Annotated in this window: 17 protein-coding genes; 5 read left to right on the forward strand and 12 right to left on the reverse strand. The window is 73.1% G+C overall.

Annotated features, from left to right (window positions below):
- Positions 1 to 15: 15 nt before the first annotated feature.
- The 5 genes from rmdB to B9W62_RS11585 form a co-directional block, all read right to left on the reverse strand.
- On the reverse strand, positions 16 to 2,244 hold the full coding sequence (gene rmdB, locus B9W62_RS11565; protein ID WP_087807095.1) for a cyclic Di-GMP phosphodiesterase RmdB: 2,229 nt from the start codon (positions 2,242 to 2,244) through the stop codon (positions 16 to 18).
- A gap of 257 nt (positions 2,245 to 2,501) precedes the next feature.
- Positions 2,502 to 4,709 carry an NAD-dependent DNA ligase LigA gene (ligA, locus tag B9W62_RS11570; RefSeq protein ID WP_087807096.1) on the reverse strand — a complete coding sequence of 736 codons (2,208 nt, stop codon included), beginning with the start codon at positions 4,707 to 4,709 and terminating at the stop codon, positions 2,502 to 2,504.
- 14 nt (positions 4,710 to 4,723) lie between these two features.
- Positions 4,724 to 5,719, reverse strand: coding sequence for a methionine synthase (locus tag B9W62_RS11575; protein ID WP_087807097.1), 996 nt, complete (start codon positions 5,717 to 5,719; stop codon positions 4,724 to 4,726).
- A 64-nt stretch (positions 5,720 to 5,783) separates the two neighbouring features.
- Positions 5,784 to 6,473, reverse strand: coding sequence for an SDR family oxidoreductase (locus B9W62_RS11580; RefSeq protein WP_179235435.1), 690 nt, complete (start codon positions 6,471 to 6,473; stop codon positions 5,784 to 5,786).
- Between the two features lie 27 nt (positions 6,474 to 6,500).
- On the reverse strand, positions 6,501 to 7,040 hold the full coding sequence (locus B9W62_RS11585) for an LOG family protein (protein WP_179235436.1): 540 nt from the start codon (positions 7,038 to 7,040) through the stop codon (positions 6,501 to 6,503).
- A gap of 95 nt (positions 7,041 to 7,135) precedes the next feature.
- On the opposite strand from B9W62_RS11585, the gene B9W62_RS11590 reads away from it, so the two are divergent.
- Together B9W62_RS11590 and B9W62_RS11595 are read left to right on the forward strand one after the other, a co-directional pair.
- Entirely contained in the window at positions 7,136 to 7,468 is a 333-nt protein-coding gene (locus B9W62_RS11590; protein WP_087807100.1) for a DUF427 domain-containing protein, read from the forward strand.
- A 37-nt stretch (positions 7,469 to 7,505) separates the two neighbouring features.
- Complete coding sequence (locus tag B9W62_RS11595) at positions 7,506 to 8,285, forward strand: alpha/beta fold hydrolase (protein ID WP_087807101.1); 780 nt, start codon at positions 7,506 to 7,508, stop codon at positions 8,283 to 8,285.
- Between the two features lie 55 nt (positions 8,286 to 8,340).
- Here B9W62_RS11595 and mnmA read toward each other — a convergent pair whose 3' ends face one another.
- Positions 8,341 to 9,471, reverse strand: a complete 1,131-nt coding sequence (mnmA, locus tag B9W62_RS11600) for a tRNA 2-thiouridine(34) synthase MnmA (RefSeq protein ID WP_087807102.1) — start codon at positions 9,469 to 9,471, stop codon at positions 8,341 to 8,343.
- 61 nt (positions 9,472 to 9,532) lie between these two features.
- Here mnmA and B9W62_RS11605 point away from each other — a divergent pair, with 61 nt between their 5' ends.
- The gene (locus B9W62_RS11605) at positions 9,533 to 10,261 is read left to right on the forward strand and encodes an N-acetylmuramoyl-L-alanine amidase (RefSeq protein ID WP_087807103.1); all 729 of its coding nucleotides are present in this window, start codon (positions 9,533 to 9,535) and stop codon (positions 10,259 to 10,261) included.
- Between the two features lie 45 nt (positions 10,262 to 10,306).
- Here the strand turns inward: B9W62_RS11605 and B9W62_RS11610 are convergent, their stop codons facing one another.
- The 3 genes from B9W62_RS11610 to B9W62_RS11620 form a co-directional block, all read right to left on the reverse strand.
- Complete coding sequence (locus B9W62_RS11610) at positions 10,307 to 11,476, reverse strand: cysteine desulfurase family protein (protein WP_087807104.1); 1,170 nt, start codon at positions 11,474 to 11,476, stop codon at positions 10,307 to 10,309.
- A gap of 90 nt (positions 11,477 to 11,566) precedes the next feature.
- Positions 11,567 to 11,878, reverse strand: a complete 312-nt coding sequence (locus B9W62_RS11615) for a DUF4190 domain-containing protein (protein WP_087807105.1) — start codon at positions 11,876 to 11,878, stop codon at positions 11,567 to 11,569.
- Between the two features lie 62 nt (positions 11,879 to 11,940).
- On the reverse strand, positions 11,941 to 12,108 hold the full coding sequence (locus B9W62_RS11620; RefSeq protein WP_087807106.1) for a hypothetical protein: 168 nt from the start codon (positions 12,106 to 12,108) through the stop codon (positions 11,941 to 11,943).
- A gap of 127 nt (positions 12,109 to 12,235) precedes the next feature.
- Between B9W62_RS11620 and B9W62_RS11625 the strand changes: the two genes are divergently transcribed.
- The gene (locus B9W62_RS11625; RefSeq protein ID WP_087807107.1) at positions 12,236 to 12,862 is read left to right on the forward strand and encodes a TetR family transcriptional regulator; all 627 of its coding nucleotides are present in this window, start codon (positions 12,236 to 12,238) and stop codon (positions 12,860 to 12,862) included.
- Between the two features lie 12 nt (positions 12,863 to 12,874).
- Here the strand turns inward: B9W62_RS11625 and B9W62_RS11630 are convergent, their stop codons facing one another.
- Together B9W62_RS11630 and B9W62_RS11635 are read right to left on the reverse strand one after the other, a co-directional pair.
- Entirely contained in the window at positions 12,875 to 13,735 is an 861-nt protein-coding gene (locus B9W62_RS11630) for a thioesterase family protein (RefSeq protein WP_087807108.1), read from the reverse strand.
- 25 nt (positions 13,736 to 13,760) lie between these two features.
- On the reverse strand, positions 13,761 to 14,507 hold the full coding sequence (locus tag B9W62_RS11635; RefSeq protein WP_087807109.1) for a TioE family transcriptional regulator: 747 nt from the start codon (positions 14,505 to 14,507) through the stop codon (positions 13,761 to 13,763).
- A gap of 58 nt (positions 14,508 to 14,565) precedes the next feature.
- Here B9W62_RS11635 and B9W62_RS11640 point away from each other — a divergent pair, with 58 nt between their 5' ends.
- Positions 14,566 to 15,768, forward strand: a complete 1,203-nt coding sequence (locus tag B9W62_RS11640; RefSeq protein WP_087807110.1) for an erythromycin esterase family protein — start codon at positions 14,566 to 14,568, stop codon at positions 15,766 to 15,768.
- A 13-nt stretch (positions 15,769 to 15,781) separates the two neighbouring features.
- Here B9W62_RS11640 and B9W62_RS11645 read toward each other — a convergent pair whose 3' ends face one another.
- Positions 15,782 to 16,441, reverse strand: a complete 660-nt coding sequence (locus B9W62_RS11645) for a trimeric intracellular cation channel family protein (protein WP_003973517.1) — start codon at positions 16,439 to 16,441, stop codon at positions 15,782 to 15,784.
- Between the last annotated feature and the right edge of the window lie 199 nt (positions 16,442 to 16,640).

Raw genomic sequence — 16,640 nt, forward strand, 5'->3', positions numbered from 1 at the left:
CCGCCCGGGCTCAGGTCACTCGTCGCTCGCCGCCGCGGGCAGGGCGGCGGCGGTTCGTACCCAGCCCCGGGAGCCTCGGGCGAGCAGCCAGGCGGTGGTTTCGTCGGGGGGCATCGCGGCCGCGACCAGCCAGCCCTGTACGGCGTCGCAGCCGAGGTCGCGCAGGCGCTCCCAGGTCTCGTCGTCCTCCACGCCCTCGGCGACGACGAGCAGGCCGAGCGAGTGGGCGAGGTCGACGGTGCAGCGCACGATCTCGGCGTCCTCGTTGTCGATGGCCAGCCGGGCCACGAACGAGCGGTCGATCTTCAGCTCGCTGACGGGCAGCCTGCGCAGGTGGACGAGGGAGGAGTAGCCGGTGCCGAAGTCGTCCAGGGACATCTTGACGCCGTGTCCGGTCAGCGCGTTCAGGGTGTCGGCCGCGCGCTGCGGGTCCTCCAGGAGGACGTGCTCGGTGATCTCGAGTTGGAGCGCTCCCGCGGGGACGCCGTGCCGGGCGAGCCGGGCGGCCACCGAACCCGCGAAGCCGGGGGTGTGGACGTCGCGCGGCGAGACGTTGACGGCGACCGGCACGAACAGCCCCTGGGCGCGCCACCGGGCGACCTGTCCGAGCGCCGTCTCCAGTACGTACTCGGTGAGGTGGGGCATCAGCCCGGAGGACTCGGCGATGGCTATGAACTCGTCCGGCGGGACCCTGCCCCGCTCGGGGTGCACCCAGCGCACCAGTGCCTCCAGGCCCGCGACCTGGCCGTCGAAGCGGACCTTGGGCTGGTAGTGCAGCTGGACCTCGTGGGCGTCCAGGGCCCGGCGCAGGTCGCCGAGGAGGCCGAGCCGGTCCGGGGTGTTGGAGTCCCGCTTGGACTCGTAGACCTCGACGCCGGTGCGGTCCCGCTTGGCCTGGTACATCGCCACGTCGGCGCGGCGCAGCAGCCCCTCGGCGTCCAGCGCGTGGTCGGGGAAGACGGCGACGCCGGCGCTCGCCTCCAGGACCAGGGTGAGCCCGTCCAGGTCCATCGGGGAACTGAGCGCGCCCACCAGGCTCCGGGCGATCCGGGTCGCCGACGTGGTGGAGTCGGCGACGGGCAGTAAGACGGCGAACTCGTCGCCGCCGAGCCGCGCGGCCTCCGCCCCGCGCGGCAGGGCCTGCCGCAGCCGGTCGGCGGTCTGCAACAGCAGCCGGTCGCCGGCGAGGTGTCCGAGGGTGTCGTTGACGGACCGGAAACGGTCGAGGTCGATCAGCATCAGGGCGGCGCGGGCGCCGATGCGCTCGGCGTCGTCCAGCGCGGTCCAGGTGCGCTCCAGAAGCCACTGCCGGTTGGGCAGTCCGGTGAGCGGGTCGCGCAGCTGCTCCTCGGCGCGGGCGCGGGCGATCCACAGCGTGGAGTCGAGGGCGATGAGCGGGATGGCGAACAGCGGCAGCAGCAGCGGCTTGGCCACGGCGACGACGCAGATCAGCGGGGCGATGCCGAGCAGGGCGACCGCGACGAGGCCCTGTCTGACCAGGGCGGTGCGGGCGACGGTGGGCAGACCGGGCCGCGGGGTCTGGATGTACCACAGCAGGGCGCGGGTGACGGCGAGGTAGGCGATGGCGACGAGCGCCACCTTGGGTACCGCGTACACCCCCCAGGTGTCGGGGTCCCAGGGGTGCTCCACGGACGGTACGGAGCCGCAGACGCCGAGGAGCAGGGCGCCCGCGGCGATGCCGAGGATGTCCACCGCGCCGTGCAGGACGCCCTGGCGCCAGCGGCCCCGGCGGGCTATGCCGACCAGGACGACGACGGTGAGGCTGACCATGCCGGCCGGAACCCAGCCGTAGAGCAGCAGGACGGCGAGGGTGAGGGCGGCGCCCGAGCCGGTGCCGCCCCACCAGCGGGAGCGGCCGAGCATGACCAGGTGGCCGACGACGATGCCGGCCAGCACGGCCAGGGACCAGCCGACGGTGCCGGACGGGAAGAGGGCGTGGCCGTCGCTGAACGCCCGGTAGAAGCCGGCGCCCAGGACGAACGCGGCGGTCGCGACGATCGCCGCGGGCAACGCGGGCCAGGACAGGTGCCGTTCGCCGTCCGGGTCGGACGGGCCGTGACCGTGTCCGGGGAGGTGGCCGGCGCCCTGCGGCACGCGGGTGCCCGCCACGGGACGCGGGACGCCGCCATCGCGTTGCCCGAGCCGCCGGCTCACGTGCCACGCGCCCACCATGCGACGCAGGCTCAGCCGTGAGCCCGCGGCGGCGCTCTCGGTCGGTTCCATTCCCGTCCCTCTCACAGCCGGCGGTGCCCACGCCACGCGGCCCCCGCCTCGACCACCTTCAACGGCTCCGCGTCAAAGACCCCTCCCCCTGTCACTGGGGGCAGGGGAGTGCCCCGACCGCAGCTGGGCACGGCGGGCGCACACCTCAACAGTAGGCCGCGGAAGGCTTCCAGGGGCACTGGTCGTCGACGGTTGCCCGAATGCCACCCGGCCACCCGTATGCATCTGATATGCGCCGATCGGGTGGCCTTCAACCGCTATTCCTCAGCCGAAAGCGCGACGCCCGCCGCCGCTTCGGGTCCTTGTTCGAGCAGAACGGCGAAACCGTCCTCGTTCAGAACCGGCACTTTCAGCTGCATCGCCTTGTCGTACTTCGAACCCGGGTTGTCACCGACGACGACGAACGACGTCTTCTTGGACACCGATCCGGTCACTTTGGCGCCCCTGCTCTGGAGCGCGTCCTTGGCGCCGTCCCGGGTGAAGTTCTCCAGGGTGCCGGTGACGACGACGGTGAGTCCTTCGAGCGGGCGCGGCCCTTCGTCCTCCCCCGTCGACCGGTCCTCCAACGGGACGCCGGCCGCCTTCCACTTGCGCACGATCTCGCGGTGCCAGTCCACCGCGAACCACTCCTTGACGGCGGTGGCGATGGTGCCGCCCACCCCGTCCGTGCTCGCCAGCTCCTCCTCGGTGGCCTGCTCGATGCGGTCGATGGAGCGGAACTCGCGGGCGAGGGCCTGGGCGGCGACCGGTCCGACGTACCGGATGGAGAGGCCGTTGATGAAGCGGGCCAGCGGGCGGGTCTTGGCCTCCTCGATGTGCTGGAGCAGCGCGAGGGTGTTCTTCTTCGGCTCGCCCGCCTTGTTGGCGAAGACCGTGGCGATCTTCTCCTCCCCGGTCTCGGGGTCGCGCTTGGGCAGCCCGCTGTCCGGGTCGAGGACGTACGCCTTGATGGGCAGCAGCTTCTCGACGGTGAGGTCGAAGAGGTCGCCCTCGTCCACCAGCGGCGGCTCGGACGGCTCCAGCGGCCCGGTCAGCGCGGCCGCGACGACCCCGCCGAAGTGCTCGATGTCCAGGCACTCCCGGCCCGCGAGGTAGGCGACCCGCTCGCGCAACTGGGCGGGGCAGGCGCGGGCGTTGGGGCAGCGGAGGTCGATGTCGCCCTCCTTCATCGCCTTCAGCGGCGTCCCGCACTCGGGGCACTCGGCCGGCATCACGAACTCCCGCTCGCTGCCGTCCCTGAGGTCGGCGACCGGACCGAGGATCTCCGGGATGACGTCACCGGCCTTGCGCAGCACGACGGTGTCGCCGATGAGCACGCCCTTGGCCTTGACGACCTCCTGGTTGTGCAGGGTGGCGAACTCCACCTCGCTGCCGGCCACCGTCACCGGCTCGACCTGCGCGTACGGCGTGACGCGGCCGGTGCGGCCGACGCCCACCTTGATGTCGACCAGCTTGGTGTTGACCTCCTCCGGCGCGTACTTGTAGGCGATGGCCCAGCGGGGCGCGCGGGCGGTGGAGCCGAGCCGGCCCTGGAGGCGGAGCTCGTCGAGCTTGACGACGACGCCGTCGATCTCGTGCGCGACGGAGTGCCGGTTCTCGCCGTAGTACGCGATGAAGTCCCGTACGCCGTCCAGGCCGTCGACCACCCGGTTGTGCGGGGAGGTGGGCAGGCCCCAGGTCTTCAGCAGGTCGTACGCCTGGGAGAGCCGGGTCAGGCCCGAATAGCCCTCCAGGATGCCGATGCCGTGCACCACCATGTGCAGCGGCCGGGAGGCGGTGACGCGGGGGTCCTTCTGGCGCAGCGAACCGGCCGCGGCGTTGCGCGCGTTGGCGAAGGGCTTGTCCCCCGCCTCGTTCAACCGGGTGTTGAGCTCCTGGAACTTCTCCATCGGGAAGTAGACCTCGCCCCGGATCTCCACCAGGTCGGGGACCTTGTCGCCCGCCAGGCGCTCGGGGATCTCGGCGATGGTGCGGACGTTGGGCGTGATGTCCTCGCCGGTGCGGCCGTCGCCGCGGGTGGCGGCGCGGACCAGGCGGCCGCGCTCGTAGGTGAGGTTGACGGCGAGTCCGTCGACCTTCAGCTCGCACAGGAAGTGGTACTCCTGCTCGCCCAGCTCCCGGGCGATGCGCTCGGACCAGGCGGCCAGCTCGTCGTCGTTGAAGGTGTTGTCCAGGGAGAGCATCCGGCTGGGGTGCTGCACGGCCGTGAACTCGGTCGCGTAGGAACCGGCGACCTTCTGGGTCGGGGACTCGGGGGTGCGCAGCTCCGGATGCCGCTCCTCCAGCTCCTCCAGGGTGCGCAGCAGCCGGTCGAACTCGGCGTCGCTGACGACCGGCGCGTCGTTCACGTAGTACCGGAAGCGGTGCTCCTCGATCTGCTCGGCGAGCTGCGCGTGCCGCTCCCGCGCCTCGGCGGGCACACTCGTCGTCTCCGCCTGCTTGTCGCCCTGCTTGTCGCCGGCCACCGTATGTCCTCCCGTTACTCTGGGTTGTCCGCGAGAGATCTTGCCGCCCGGACGCAGTGGGCGAGCGCGCGCCGGGCGTAGTCCGGGGAGGCACCCGCGAGTCCGCACGCCGGAGTGACGGTGACCGCCTCCGCGAGCAGCTCCGGACGCAGCCCCAGCCTGCGCCACAGCGTTCTGACACCCCTGACGCTACCGGCAGGGTCTGACAATGCGGTGTCCGTGCCCGGCACGACACCGGCGAACAGCCGGGTGCCGCCCTCGACGGCCTCGCCGATCGCGTCGTCGTCACGCTCGGTGAGGAGCGAGAAGTCGAAGGAGATACCCGCGATGCCCGCGCGGCGCAGCAGGGCGAATGGCACGTCCGGCGCGCAGGAGTGGACCACGACGGGGCCGCCGTCGTGCACTCCGGCGACCTCGCGCAGCGTCGCCTCCACGGCCTGGCGGTCGACGGCGCGGTGGGTGCGGTAGCCGCTGGCGGTGCGCACCTGGCCGCGCAGGACCGCGGTGAGGGAGGGTTCGTCGAGCTGGAGGACGACGCGGGCACCCGGCACGCGGCGCCGTACTTCCGCCAGGTGCAGCCGCAGGCCCTCGGCGAGCGAGGCGGCGAGGTCGCGGCGGGCGCCGGGGTCGGAGAGGACCGCCTCGCCGCCTCGCAGTTCCAGGGCGGCGGCGAGGGTCCACGGGCCGACGGCCTGGACCTTGAGCGGGCCTTCGTAGCCCTGCGTGAACTCCTCCAGGGCGTCGAGGTCCTCCCCCAGCCAGGCGCGGGCCCGCTTGGTGTCCCGGCCCGGGTGGTCGCCGAGCCGCCAGCCGCTGGGCTCCACGCGCGCGTACAGCTCGACGAGCAGGCCGGCGGTGCGGCCGATCATGTCGGCGCCGGGGCCGCGGGCGGGCAGCTCGGGGAGGAAGGGGAAGTCCTCGAAGCTGCCGGTGGCGGTTTTGGCGGCCTCGCGGGCGTCGTGGCCCGGGAGGCTGCCGATGCCGGTGGCGGGGGCGAAGGTGTCGTTCACAGGGCAAGCGTACGCAGGCGCGCGGGGCTTGATTTCGCCCCCGCCGCCCCTGCCGAGACGGCGCTCACCTTCCCGGGCGCACCGTGAGGTCGTTGACCTCCGCGTCCCTCGGGAGGTCCAGGGCCATCAGGATCGTGGTGGCGACGGACTCGGGGTCGATCCACTTCGCGGGGTCGTACTCCTTGCCCTCCTGCTGGTGGACCTTGGCCTGCATGGGGCTGGCGGTGCGGCCGGGGTAGACCGAGGTGACGCGGACGCCGTTCGCGTGCTCCTCCTGGCGCAGGGCGTCGGCCAGGGCCTTCAGGCCGTGCTTGGAGGCGCCGTACGCGGCCCAGCCGGCGTGGGCGTTGAGGCCGGAGCCGGAGTTGACGAAGAGCACCTGGCCCTGGGCGACGCGGAGCTGGGGCAGGAGGAGGCGGGTCAGCTCGGCGGGGGCGACCAGGTTGACGTTGAGCTGGTTGATCCAGGTCTTCGGGGTGAGGTCGCCGACCGGGCCGAGGTCGACGACCCCGGCGATGTGCAGCAGCGAGTCCACCCGGTCGGGCAGCGCCTGGTGGGAGAAGGCCCAGGACAGCTTGGCCGGGTCGGCGAGGTCTCCGACCAGGGTCTTCGCGCCGGGGAGCGCGGCGGCCAGTTCCTTGGCGCGGCCCGCGTCGCGCGCGTGCAGCACGATCTCGTCGCCGCGTTCGTGCAGGCGGCGGGCGACGGCCGCGCCGATGCCGGAGCCCGCTCCGGTGATCACATGTGTAGCCATGCCCGCCATGCTCGCACCACCGGTGTCCTACTCGATGCCCTGGCTCTCCTCCAGGTAGGCGAGCGCGCCGACCGGCTCCTCGGCGAAGAACACCAGCTCGGTGAGGGGGCGGGGCAGGAAGCCCTCGTCCTCCATGCGGCGGAACTGCTCCTTGAGGCCGTCGTAGAAGCCCGCGGTGTTGAGCAGCACGACCGGCTTGTCGGTGTGCCCGTGCTTCTTCAGCTCCAGGATCTCGGTGGCCTCGTCGAGCGTGCCGGTGCCGCCCACCATGATGACGACGGCGTCGGCCTTCTCCAGCAGCAGCCGCTTGCGCTCGGCCAGGTCCTTCGCGAACACCATCTCGTCGGCACCGTCGCGCGCCTTGGCGGCCAGGAAGTCCACCGAGACCCCGAGCAGCCGTCCGCCGGACTCCTGCACGCCGTCGGCGACGACCTTCATCAGGCCGGTGTCGGAGCCGCCCCAGACGAGGGTGTGCCCACCCTTGCCGAGCAGTTCGGCGAACTCCTTGGCGGGGCGCGTGTAGCGCTCGTCGAGGTCGGCGGCGGAGAGGAAGACGCAGATGTTCATGGCCTCCACCGTACGGCCCGGTCCGGAGGGGAAGAACCCGGCGTACGGGGACGCTGTAGTACGTGACGCGGACCACTGCCACCAGGAGGACGATCGTGACCAAGGGACTCAAGGGACACGTCATCACCGTCGAGCCGAGCGACCGGCACGTGCGCGCGGTGCACGGCGGGCAGGTGCTGGCGGAGAGCGACGGGGCGCTGGTGCTGCACGAGACGGGCTGTCCCGACCGGTACTACATTCCGGCCGAGGACGTGCGCCTCGATCTGCTGACGCCGTCCGGCACGACCACCCACTGCCCCTTCAAGGGCGACGCGTCCTACTGGTCGCTGCCGGACGCGGCGGATCTGGTGTGGGCGTACCCGGACCCGAAGCCGGAGGTCGCGGAGATCAAGGACCACCTCTGTTTCTACGAAGTCGAGGTGTCCTGAGCGATGAAACACCGCCCGTAGGGCAGTCTCCTCAGGCATGGAGAAGACGACTGTTTCGGGCGACGGTACCCGCATCGCCTACGCACGCTCCGGGCGGGGACCGGCGGTCGTGCTGGTCAGCGGCGCCATGTCGACCGGCGCCACGATGGCGCCGCTGGCCGCCGAGCTGTCGGGGCGCTTCGACGTCACCGTGTACGACCGCCGGGGGCGGGGCGAGAGCGGCGACACGGCGCCCTACGCGGTGGAACGCGAGATCGAGGACCTGGCGGCGCTGATCGAGGCGCTGGGCGGCGAGGTGTCGCTGTACGGCATGTCGTCGGGCGGTGCGCTGGCGCTCCGGGCGGCGGCGAGCGGTCTGCCGGTGCGCCGGGTCGCCGTGTACGAGGTGCCGTACGCCGTGGACGACGCCGCCGTGCGGGCCGGCGCCGAGTACACCGGGCGGCTGGCCGAGGCGCTCGGGCAGGGCCGTCGTGGGGACGCGGTGGAGCTGTTCCTGCGCCACACGGGGCTGGGCGAGGAGATGATCCGGGGTGCCCGGCAGTCCCCCATGTGGGCCGGGATGGAGTCGGTGGCGCCGAGTCTGGCGTACGACGACGCCGTGCTGGGCGACGGCCGGGTGCCCCGCTCCGAGATCGCCGCGATCAACGTGCCTCTGCTGGTCCTCGCGGGCGGCGCGAGCGACGCGTGGTGGCACGCGGCCGCCCGCGCGATCGCGGACGCGGCCCCGGGGGGCGCCTACGCCACCGTGGACCGGCAGACCCACATGGTGGAGCCGGGCGTGCTGGCGCCGGTGCTCGCGGAGTTCCTCGCGGGGTGAGCCGAGGCCGTCGCGGTCGCGGGCGCGGGCGCCGTCGTGCGTGCGGGCGGACGGCTCAGGCCGCGCCGGCCGTCGCGCGCGTGGTGGACGCGATCGTCGCCGAGCCCACCACGCGGGTGCCGTCGTAGAGCACGATCGCCTGGCCGGGGGCGACGCCGCGGACCGGCTCGGTGAAGGCCACCTCCAGGGTGCCGTCGACCAGTTCGGCCCGTACCTCGGTCTCGCCGCCGTGGGCGCGGAGCTGGGCGGTGTAGGTGCCGGGGCCGGTGGGGGCGGCGCCGCACCAACGGGGCTTGATGGCCTGCAGGGCGTCGACGTCGAGCGCCTCGGCCGGGCCCACCGTCACGGTGTTGTCCACCGGGGAGATGTCCAGGACGTAGCGCGGCTTGCCGTCGGGGGCCGGGGTGCCGATGCGCAGGCCCTTGCGCTGGCCGATGGTGTAGCCGTAGGCGCCCTCGTGGGTGCCGAGCCGGTTGCCCGCCTCGTCGACGATGTCGCCCTCCGCCCTGCCCAGGCGGTTGGCGAGGAAGCCCTGGGTGTCGCCGTCGGCGATGAAGCAGATGTCGTGCGAGTCGGGCTTCTTGGCCACCGCGAGGCCCCGTCGCTCGGCCTCCGCGCGGATCTCTTCCTTGGTGGTGGCCGTGTCGCCGAGCGGGAACATCGCGTGGGCGAGCTGCCGGTCGTCGAGGACCCCGAGGACGTAGCTCTGGTCCTTGGCCATGTCGGCGGCGCGGTGCAGCTCGCGGACGCCGTCCTCGCGCAGGATCACCTGGGCGTAGTGGCCGGTGCAGACGGCGTCGAAGCCCAGCGCGAGGGCCTTGTCGAGGAGGGCGGCGAACTTGATCTTCTCGTTGCAGCGCAGGCACGGGTTGGGGGTGCGGCCGGCCTCGTACTCGGCGACGAAGTCCTCGACCACGTCCTCCCGGAACCGGTCGGCGAGGTCCCACACGTAGAACGGGATGCCGATGACGTCGGCGGCCCGGCGGGCGTCCCGTGAGTCCTCGATGGTGCAACAGCCCCGGGCGCCCGTGCGAAAGGACTGCGGGTTGGCGGAGAGCGCCAGGTGGACGCCGGTCACGTCGTGCCCCGCCTCGGCCGCGCGGGCGGCGGCGACGGCGGAGTCGACTCCGCCCGACATGGCGGCGAGGACGCGGAGGGGACGGGTGCGCTGCGGGGTCTCAGTCATAACCCCTCCAGAGTACGGGGGAAGCGGGAACCGGAGCGCGCGAGTATGCGTTGAAGATCGCATGGGGGCGAAGCAGGGATCCACGAGCGGGTCCACATCGGGCGGGCCGGCCGGCGGCGGGTCCGCGGACGGCGACCGGCGCATCGGCCGCCGCGCGCTGATCGTCGGCGGTGCGGCGGCGGCCGTGGGCACCGGTGTGCTGGCCCGCGACGAGCTGTCCCGGCTGTGGTGGCGGATACCGGGCGTCGAGCGGCCCCGCGAGGACGGCGTCGTCGACTACGCGGGCGCGCGCTGGGTGGCGGCGTCGGACGCGAACTGGCGGCGGGCGGACCGGCCGGACGACTTCGGTATCGACATGGTGATCGTCCATGTCACGCAGGGCAGCTTCGACAGCGCGGTGCGGGCCTTCCAGGACCCGGGGCACAAGGCGGCGGCGCACTACATCGTGGGGCAGGACGGGCGCGTCACCCAGATGATCCGCGAGCTGGACGTGGCGTACCACGCGGGCAACCGCGACTACAACGAACGCAGTGTCGGCATCGAGCACGCGGGCTTCGTGGACCGCCCGCAGGACTTCACCGACGCGATGTACGCCGCCTCCGCGCGGCTGACGGCGGGGATCTGCGCGCGGTACGGCATACCCGTGGACCGCAAGCACATCCTCGGCCACGTGGAGGTGCCGGGCACCGACCACACCGACCCGGGGCCGCACTGGGACTGGGACCGGTACCTGAAGCTGGTGCGGCGGGCGGCCACGAGCGGGCCGTCGAAGCCGCCGACCAAGGCCTGAGCCCCAGGGCCCGGCTCTGCGGCAGCCGCGCCGCCCCGGCATCGCCTACGACAGCCCCGCCGCCCTGGCCCGCTCCACCGCGGGGCCGATCGCCTTGGCGAGCGCCTCCACGTCGGCCTCGGTCGAGGTGTGGCCGAGCGAGAAGCGCAGGGTGCCGCGGGCCAGGTCGGGGTCGGTTCCGGTGGCCAGCAGGACGTGGCTGGGCTGGGCGACGCCCGCCGTGCAGGCGGAGCCGGTGGAGCACTCGATGCCCTGGGCGTCGAGCAGCAGCAGGAGCGAGTCGCCCTCGCAGCCCGGGAAGGTGAAGTGGGCGTTGGCCGGCAGGCGGCCCCCGGGGGACGGGTCGCCGCCGAGGATCGCGTCCGGGACGGCCGTACGGACGGCGTCGACCAGGCCGTCGCGCAGGGCGCCGATCTCGCGGGCGAACCGCTCGCGCTGTGCGGCGGCGAGGCGGCCGGCGACGGCGAAGGCGGCGACGGCGGGGACGTCGAGGGTGCCGGAGCGCACGTGGCGTTCCTGGCCGCCGCCGTGCAGGACGGGCACCGGGCTGTACTCCCGGCCGAGCAGCAGCGCGCCGATGCCGTAGGGGCCGCCGATCTTGTGGCCGGAAACGGTCATGGCGGCGAGCCCGGAGGCGGCGAAGTCGACCGGCAGCTGGCCGAAGGCCTGGACCGCGTCGGCGTGCAGCGGCACGTCGAACTCGGCGGCCACGTCGGCGAGTTCACGGACCGGCATGATCGTGCCGATCTCGTTGTTGGCCCACATCACGGTGGCGAGCGCGACGTCGGCGGGGTCGCGGGCGATGGCCTCGCGCAGCACCTCGGGGCGGACCCGGCCGTGGGCGTCGACCGGCAGGTACTCGACGGTGGCGCCCTCGTGCTCGCCGAGCCAGTCGACGGCGTCCAGGACGGCGTGGTGCTCGACGGGGCTGGCCAGGACCCGGGTGCGGGCCGGGTCGGCGTCGCGGCGGGCCCAGTACAGACCCTTGACGGCGAGGTTGTCGGCCTCGGTGCCGCCGGAGGTGAGGACCACCTCGCTGGGGCGGGCGCCGAGTGCCTCGGCGAGGGTCTCGCGGGCCTCCTCGACGGTGCGCCGCGCCCGGCGGCCGGACGCGTGGAGGGACGAGGCGTTGCCGGTGACGCCCAGGTGCGCGGTGAGTGCCTCGACTGCCTCGGGAAGCATCGGGGTCGTCGCGGCGTGGTCGAGGTAAGCCATGGTGCGGCCGATTCTACGGGGCGCTTCCGCCCGGCCTCAGACCACGGTTGGCCTCGTCGCGCGGTGGCCCGGGCTAGGCGGCGAGGCGGCTCACAGGCTCCACGACATCGTGTTGTCGGCGGACATGAAGGCGACCAGGACCAGCAGGTCGGCGACGCCCAGACCGAGACCGAGGAGGGCCCGGCCGCGGCGGGCGGTGCCGCGCCACAGGGCGACGCCCGCCAGGGCGATGGCTACGGGGCCGAGGAAGACGTTGAGGACGAGCAGGCCGAGCAGTCCCAGGACGAACGAGGCGACGGCCATGCCGTCGGTGTCGTGGATGCCGGTACGACGGGTGGAGCCGGTGGTGCCGGTCTTGCCGGCGGTGTCGGTGGTGCGCTTGGCCGGTGCGGTGAGCTGCATGGCGTTCTCCCTGCCCTGCGTCGGTGGACCGTGCGTGGGTGGACCGTGCGTCGGTGGAGGTGTCAGTGGGCGGAGGTGCTGCGTCGGCGGCCGTGCCGCTCGCGGACCGCGAAGATGCCGAGCCAGACGGCGATGACCAGGCCGGCCGCGACGGAGAAGGTGAGCGGTGCGTGGGCGACGGCGCCCAGGACCACACCGAGGAGCAGGAGTGCGACGACGAGAAACAGCATGGAACGGTTCCCCCAACCTTGCGTGGACGCTTCGGTGAACGATTGTGGTTACAGTTGTTCACTGACTTCCCAGTCTAGCGCGCCGCACGGCTTTTCAATTCCGGAGAACAGTTGTTAACTGCATGGCATGAGTCACACCCCAGGCATCCGGCAGGAACAGAAGCGGAAGACCCGGCAGGCGCTCCTCGACGCGGCGCTCGGTCTGCTGGAGGAGCAGAGTCTGAGCAGCCTGGGGCTGCGCGAGGTCACCCGTGCCGTGGGCGTCGCTCCGACCGCCTTCTACCGCCACTTCCACTCCACGGCGGATCTCGGTGTGGCGCTGGTCGAGGAGGCGCTGGGCAGCCTGCACCCGATGATCCGGACCACGATGTCACCGGCCGAGGACGACGACGAACGCATCGCCCGCGCGGTCGAGTTGATCGCCGGACATGTGGCCGCGCACCCGGCCCACGTCCGCTTCATCGCGCGGGAGCGGCACGGCGGGGTGCAGCCGGTGCGCCGGGCCATACGGGAGCAGCTGGCGCGGTTCGCCGAGGAGGTGAAGGCCGAGCTGGCCACGGACGCCTCGGCGGCGGGCTGGAGCGAGACCGATCTGCGGATGCTGGCGGGCCTCTACGTCGACCAGATGCTGATCACCGCCTCCCTGTTCCTGGAGACGCTGGACGCCCCGGAAGAGGAGCGCCGCCGGGCCGTCGAGACGGCACGGCGGCAACTGCGGCTGATCAGCGTCGGCCGCACGCACTGGCTGGACTGAGCAGCCTCCGGGTCAGCCGAGCCGGACCCGGGCCAGCTGGCGGGACTGGGCGACCAGGCGGTCGGCGCTGTCCCAGACTTCCGCGTCCTCCTCCAGGAAGCCGCCGGCGAGGTTGCGGGTGGTGATGGAGACCCGCAGCGGGCCCGGCGCCGGGCGGCACCGCACGTGCGCGGTCAGCTCGACCGTCGGCACCCAGCCCTTGAGCCCCAGCTCGAAGGCGGTCGGGGGCAGTGCGTCCACCGCGAGGAGCAGCGAGAGCGGGTCGGCGTCGCGGCCGTCGGCGAGGCCGAACCAGGCGCGCATCTCGCCCCGGCCCGAGGGCTGCCCCAGCGCCCAGCCCAGGGTGGCGGGGTCGAGCTTGAGCATCAGCCGGTCGGCGATGGCCGAGCTGCCGTCGACCGGAGCGGGGCCGTCCTCCGGGCCGAAGCACTGGTCCATCGGCGGGATCGCGGGCGGCTTCGCCGAGGTGCGGACGTCGTCGGGCAGGGCGCCGAGGTCGCCGTAGGAGGCGAGCACGCGGATGCGCTCGACCTCGTTGCCCTCGTCGTCGTACTGGAAGAGGGAGGCCTGCCCGGTGGAGAGGGTGCGGCCGGTGCGGACGGTCTCGGTGCGCACGACCGCCGGCCCGGGCCGGGAGGCGGTGAGGTAGTGCGCCGAGATGGTGAAGGGGTCGGGGTGCGGGAGCGCGTCACCGAGGGCCCGGCCCAGGACGGCCAGCAGGTAGCCGCCGTTGACGGCGTTGATGATCGTCCAGCCGGCCGAGAGGTCGAGGTCGTAGACGCCGGGCGCGCGCGGGGTGACGGCGGTGTCCCGGTCGAACTCACTGTCGCCGATGGTGGCCCGTACGGCCGCTGCGGAGGCTGCTTCTGGCATGACTGCACGGTACAACAGGGCACTACTAAGCGGTAGCTTTCTCTTCGTCGCGCTCCCGCGCACGCAGATACGTCTCCAGCTCCGCCGCCCCGGCCACCATCGCCCGGCCACGGGCCGACACCCGGTCGTGCCACTCGCGCAGGGCGGCCTCCAACGGCTCCACTCCCCCGGCCGCACGCACCTGGGCGATCACGGACGCGATCCGCTCCAGCGGGTAGCCGCCCCGCCTGAGCTGGTGGGCGAGGCGGGCGTCCCGGACGTCGGCCTCGTCGTAGCGGCGGTATCCGGTCACCGGGTCGCGCTGCGGGCGCACCAGGCCGGCCCGCTCCCACTTGCGCAGGGTCGCGGGACGGATGCCCAGCTCCCCCGCGAGCGGCCCGATGAACCCGCCCGTCCCGCCCGGCGCACCCCCGGCGGGCTCGGGCACCAGGTCCCGCAGCGCACCCGTCACGGCCTCCAGGGTCCGCCGGTCGTCGAGCAGCTGGGCGTGGCTCTCGTCGATGAGCCGGAACGCCTCGTCGAGCGCGCCCTCGTTCACGCCCCGCATCACCGCGGCCGCCGTCCCGTGGCCGTGGCCCGCCACCAGGGCGAGGAACCCGGCCAGGGCCCGCGCGTGCAGCGGGGTGTAGACGCGGTAGCCACTGGCCGTCCGGGCGGCGGCCGGGAGGATGCCGGCCGCCTCGTAGTTCCTGACGGCCTGCACCGACAGGCCGTGCGCGCGGGCCAGGTCGACGGGCCTGAGTCTTCCCCCGTTTTGAGGGTTCGCCACCATTCCGCCCACGCTCCCACGGCAAAGTCTCCACCGAAAGTTCAACGATACCGTTGAAGCCATGGCTGAACGCATCCAGGACATCGCCGTGCCCCTCGACGCCGCCGCCGTTCTGCGGCTCTTCCCGGCCCCGCCCCGGCTGCTCGCCCTGGGCGAGCCCACCCACGGCGAGGACCTCTTGCTCGACGTGCGCAACGACGTCTTCCGGCAACTCGTCGAGCGGCACGGCTACCGGACGGTCGCCGTCGAGAGCGACTGTCTGCGGGGGCTGGTCGTGGACGACTACGTCACCTCGGGCAGCGGCACCCTCGACGAGGCCATGGCGCGCGGGTTCAGCCACGGCTTCGGCGCCAGTGCGGCCAACCGGGAGCTGGTGCGCTGGATGCGCGCCTACAACGAGGACCGGCCCGCGGGCGAGCGGCTCCGCTTCGCCGGTTTCGACGGCCCGCTGGAGATCACCGGCGCCGCGAGCCCCCGGCAGGCCCTCACCGCGCTGCACGGCTACCTCGCGACCTGGGTGGACCCGGCCCTGCTCCCCTGCACCACCGGGACACTGGACCGCCTGCTCGGCGCCGACGAGCGCTGGACCGAGCCCGAGGCGATGACGGACCCGGCGCGGTCCGCGGGACGGTCGGCGGAGGCCGGGGAGCTGCGGACGCTCGCCACCGACCTGGTGTCGCTGCTGGACGAGCAGACACCGCACCTGCTCGCCTGCGCCGCACGGGACGACTGGGAGCGGGCGCGCCTGCACGGACGTACCGCCACCGGACTGCTGACGTACCACTACTGGATGGCCGAAACCTCCCCGGCCCGCATGACCCGGATGCTCGGCGTGCGGGACCGGATGATGGCGGACAACCTCCTCGCGCTCGCCGACCGGGGGCCGACACTGGTCCACGCCCACAACGCCCACCTCCAGCGCGAGAAGAGCTCGATGCGGATGTGGCAGGGGCGGATGGAGTGGTGGAGCGCCGGTGCGCTGGTCGGCGCCCGGCTCGGCGACGAGTACGCCTTCGTGGCCACGGCACTCGGCACGATCCGGCACCAGGGGGTGGACACTCCGCCGCCGGACACCCTCGAAGGGCTCCTGTACGCGCTCGAGCAGGACCCCTGCCTCGTCGGCGCCGGGCGGCTGGCCGACGCCCTCGGCGACCCGCGGCCCGAACCCCGGGTGTCCCCCTGGTTCGGCTACGCCCCGCTCGATCCCGGCCACCTGGACGCCGTCGACGGCGTCGTCTTCGTCAAGGACATGCCGCGGCCCTGACGGGAGCCGGGGGTCAGTCCCCCTCCACCACCGTCGACCTGCGGTTCCAGGCGCGCGGTGCCCGCCAGTGGAAGCGCAGCGCGAGCAGCCGCAGCACGAAGGCCGTGACGACCGCGAGCCCGCTGGTGAACGGGGTGAGCGCCTCGTAGCGGATGCACAGCGCGACCATCGCGGAGCCGACGATCGCCGGGACGGCGTACAGGTCGCGGTCCCAGCGCAGCAGTGAGGGCACCTCGTTGGCCAGCACGTCGCGCAGGACGCCGCCGCCCACCGCGGTGGTCAGGCCCAGGCAGGCGGAGGCGGTCAGGCCGAGGCCGTAGTCGTACGCCTTGGTGGTGCCGGCGACGCAGAACAGGCCCAGCCCGGCCGCGTCGAAGATGTTCACGCCGGTCTGGAGGCGCTCCACGTGGGGGTGGAGGAAGAAGACCAGCAGGGTCGCGAGCAGCGGGGTGAGGAAGTACCCGAGGTCGGTGAAGGCGGCGGGCGGCACCGCGCCGATCACCAGGTCCCGGAACAGCCCGCCGCCGAGCGCGGTGACCTCGGCGAGGACGGCGATGCCGAAGACGTCGAAGTTCTTGCGTACGGCCAGCAGCGCGCCGGAGATGGCGAACACGAAGATGCCGACCAGGTCGAGCGTGTGCTGGACGGTGGGGCTGAAAAGTTGCTCGTACACCCTGCCATTCTTACTCGACAGTGAGCCCCTGCCTTACAAACGAAGGCAGGGGCTCACTGTCGGGCGAGGTGGGCGAGGTCACTTCTCCTTGGCGGGAGGCTCCTCGGCGGCCGCCTCGGTCTCGGCCGCCTCGGTCTCGGCCGCCTCGGTCTCGGCCGCCTCGGTCTCGGCCGCCTCGGTCTCGGCCGCCTCGGCTTCC

Origin of the sequence: Streptomyces sp. CS113 (assembly GCF_002188365.1) — a bacterium.
Taxonomy (GTDB): domain Bacteria; phylum Actinomycetota; class Actinomycetes; order Streptomycetales; family Streptomycetaceae; genus Streptomyces; species Streptomyces tendae.

Excerpts from the sequence above, each read along its gene's own strand:
- B9W62_RS11615 (WP_087807105.1), bottom strand. The coding sequence starts at position 11,878 with ATGCAGCTCACCGCACCGGCCAAGCGCACCACCGACACCGCCGGCAAG.
- B9W62_RS11605 (WP_087807103.1), top strand. The coding sequence starts at position 9,533 with ATGGGGGCGAAGCAGGGATCCACGAGCGGGTCCACATCGGGCGGGCCG.
- B9W62_RS11585 (WP_179235436.1), bottom strand. The coding sequence starts at position 7,040 with ATGAACATCTGCGTCTTCCTCTCCGCCGCCGACCTCGACGAGCGCTAC.
- rmdB (WP_087807095.1), bottom strand. The coding sequence starts at position 2,244 with ATGGAACCGACCGAGAGCGCCGCCGCGGGCTCACGGCTGAGCCTGCGT.
- B9W62_RS11630 (WP_087807108.1), bottom strand. The coding sequence starts at position 13,735 with ATGCCAGAAGCAGCCTCCGCAGCGGCCGTACGGGCCACCATCGGCGAC.
- B9W62_RS11640 (WP_087807110.1), top strand. The coding sequence starts at position 14,566 with ATGGCTGAACGCATCCAGGACATCGCCGTGCCCCTCGACGCCGCCGCC.
- B9W62_RS11620 (WP_087807106.1), bottom strand. The coding sequence starts at position 12,108 with ATGCTGTTTCTCGTCGTCGCACTCCTGCTCCTCGGTGTGGTCCTGGGC.
- B9W62_RS11595 (WP_087807101.1), top strand. The coding sequence starts at position 7,506 with ATGGAGAAGACGACTGTTTCGGGCGACGGTACCCGCATCGCCTACGCA.
- mnmA (WP_087807102.1), bottom strand. The coding sequence starts at position 9,471 with ATGACTGAGACCCCGCAGCGCACCCGTCCCCTCCGCGTCCTCGCCGCC.
- B9W62_RS11625 (WP_087807107.1), top strand. The coding sequence starts at position 12,236 with ATGAGTCACACCCCAGGCATCCGGCAGGAACAGAAGCGGAAGACCCGG.
- B9W62_RS11610 (WP_087807104.1), bottom strand. The coding sequence starts at position 11,476 with ATGGCTTACCTCGACCACGCCGCGACGACCCCGATGCTTCCCGAGGCA.
- B9W62_RS11580 (WP_179235435.1), bottom strand. The coding sequence starts at position 6,473 with ATGGCTACACATGTGATCACCGGAGCGGGCTCCGGCATCGGCGCGGCC.
- B9W62_RS11635 (WP_087807109.1), bottom strand. The coding sequence starts at position 14,507 with ATGGTGGCGAACCCTCAAAACGGGGGAAGACTCAGGCCCGTCGACCTG.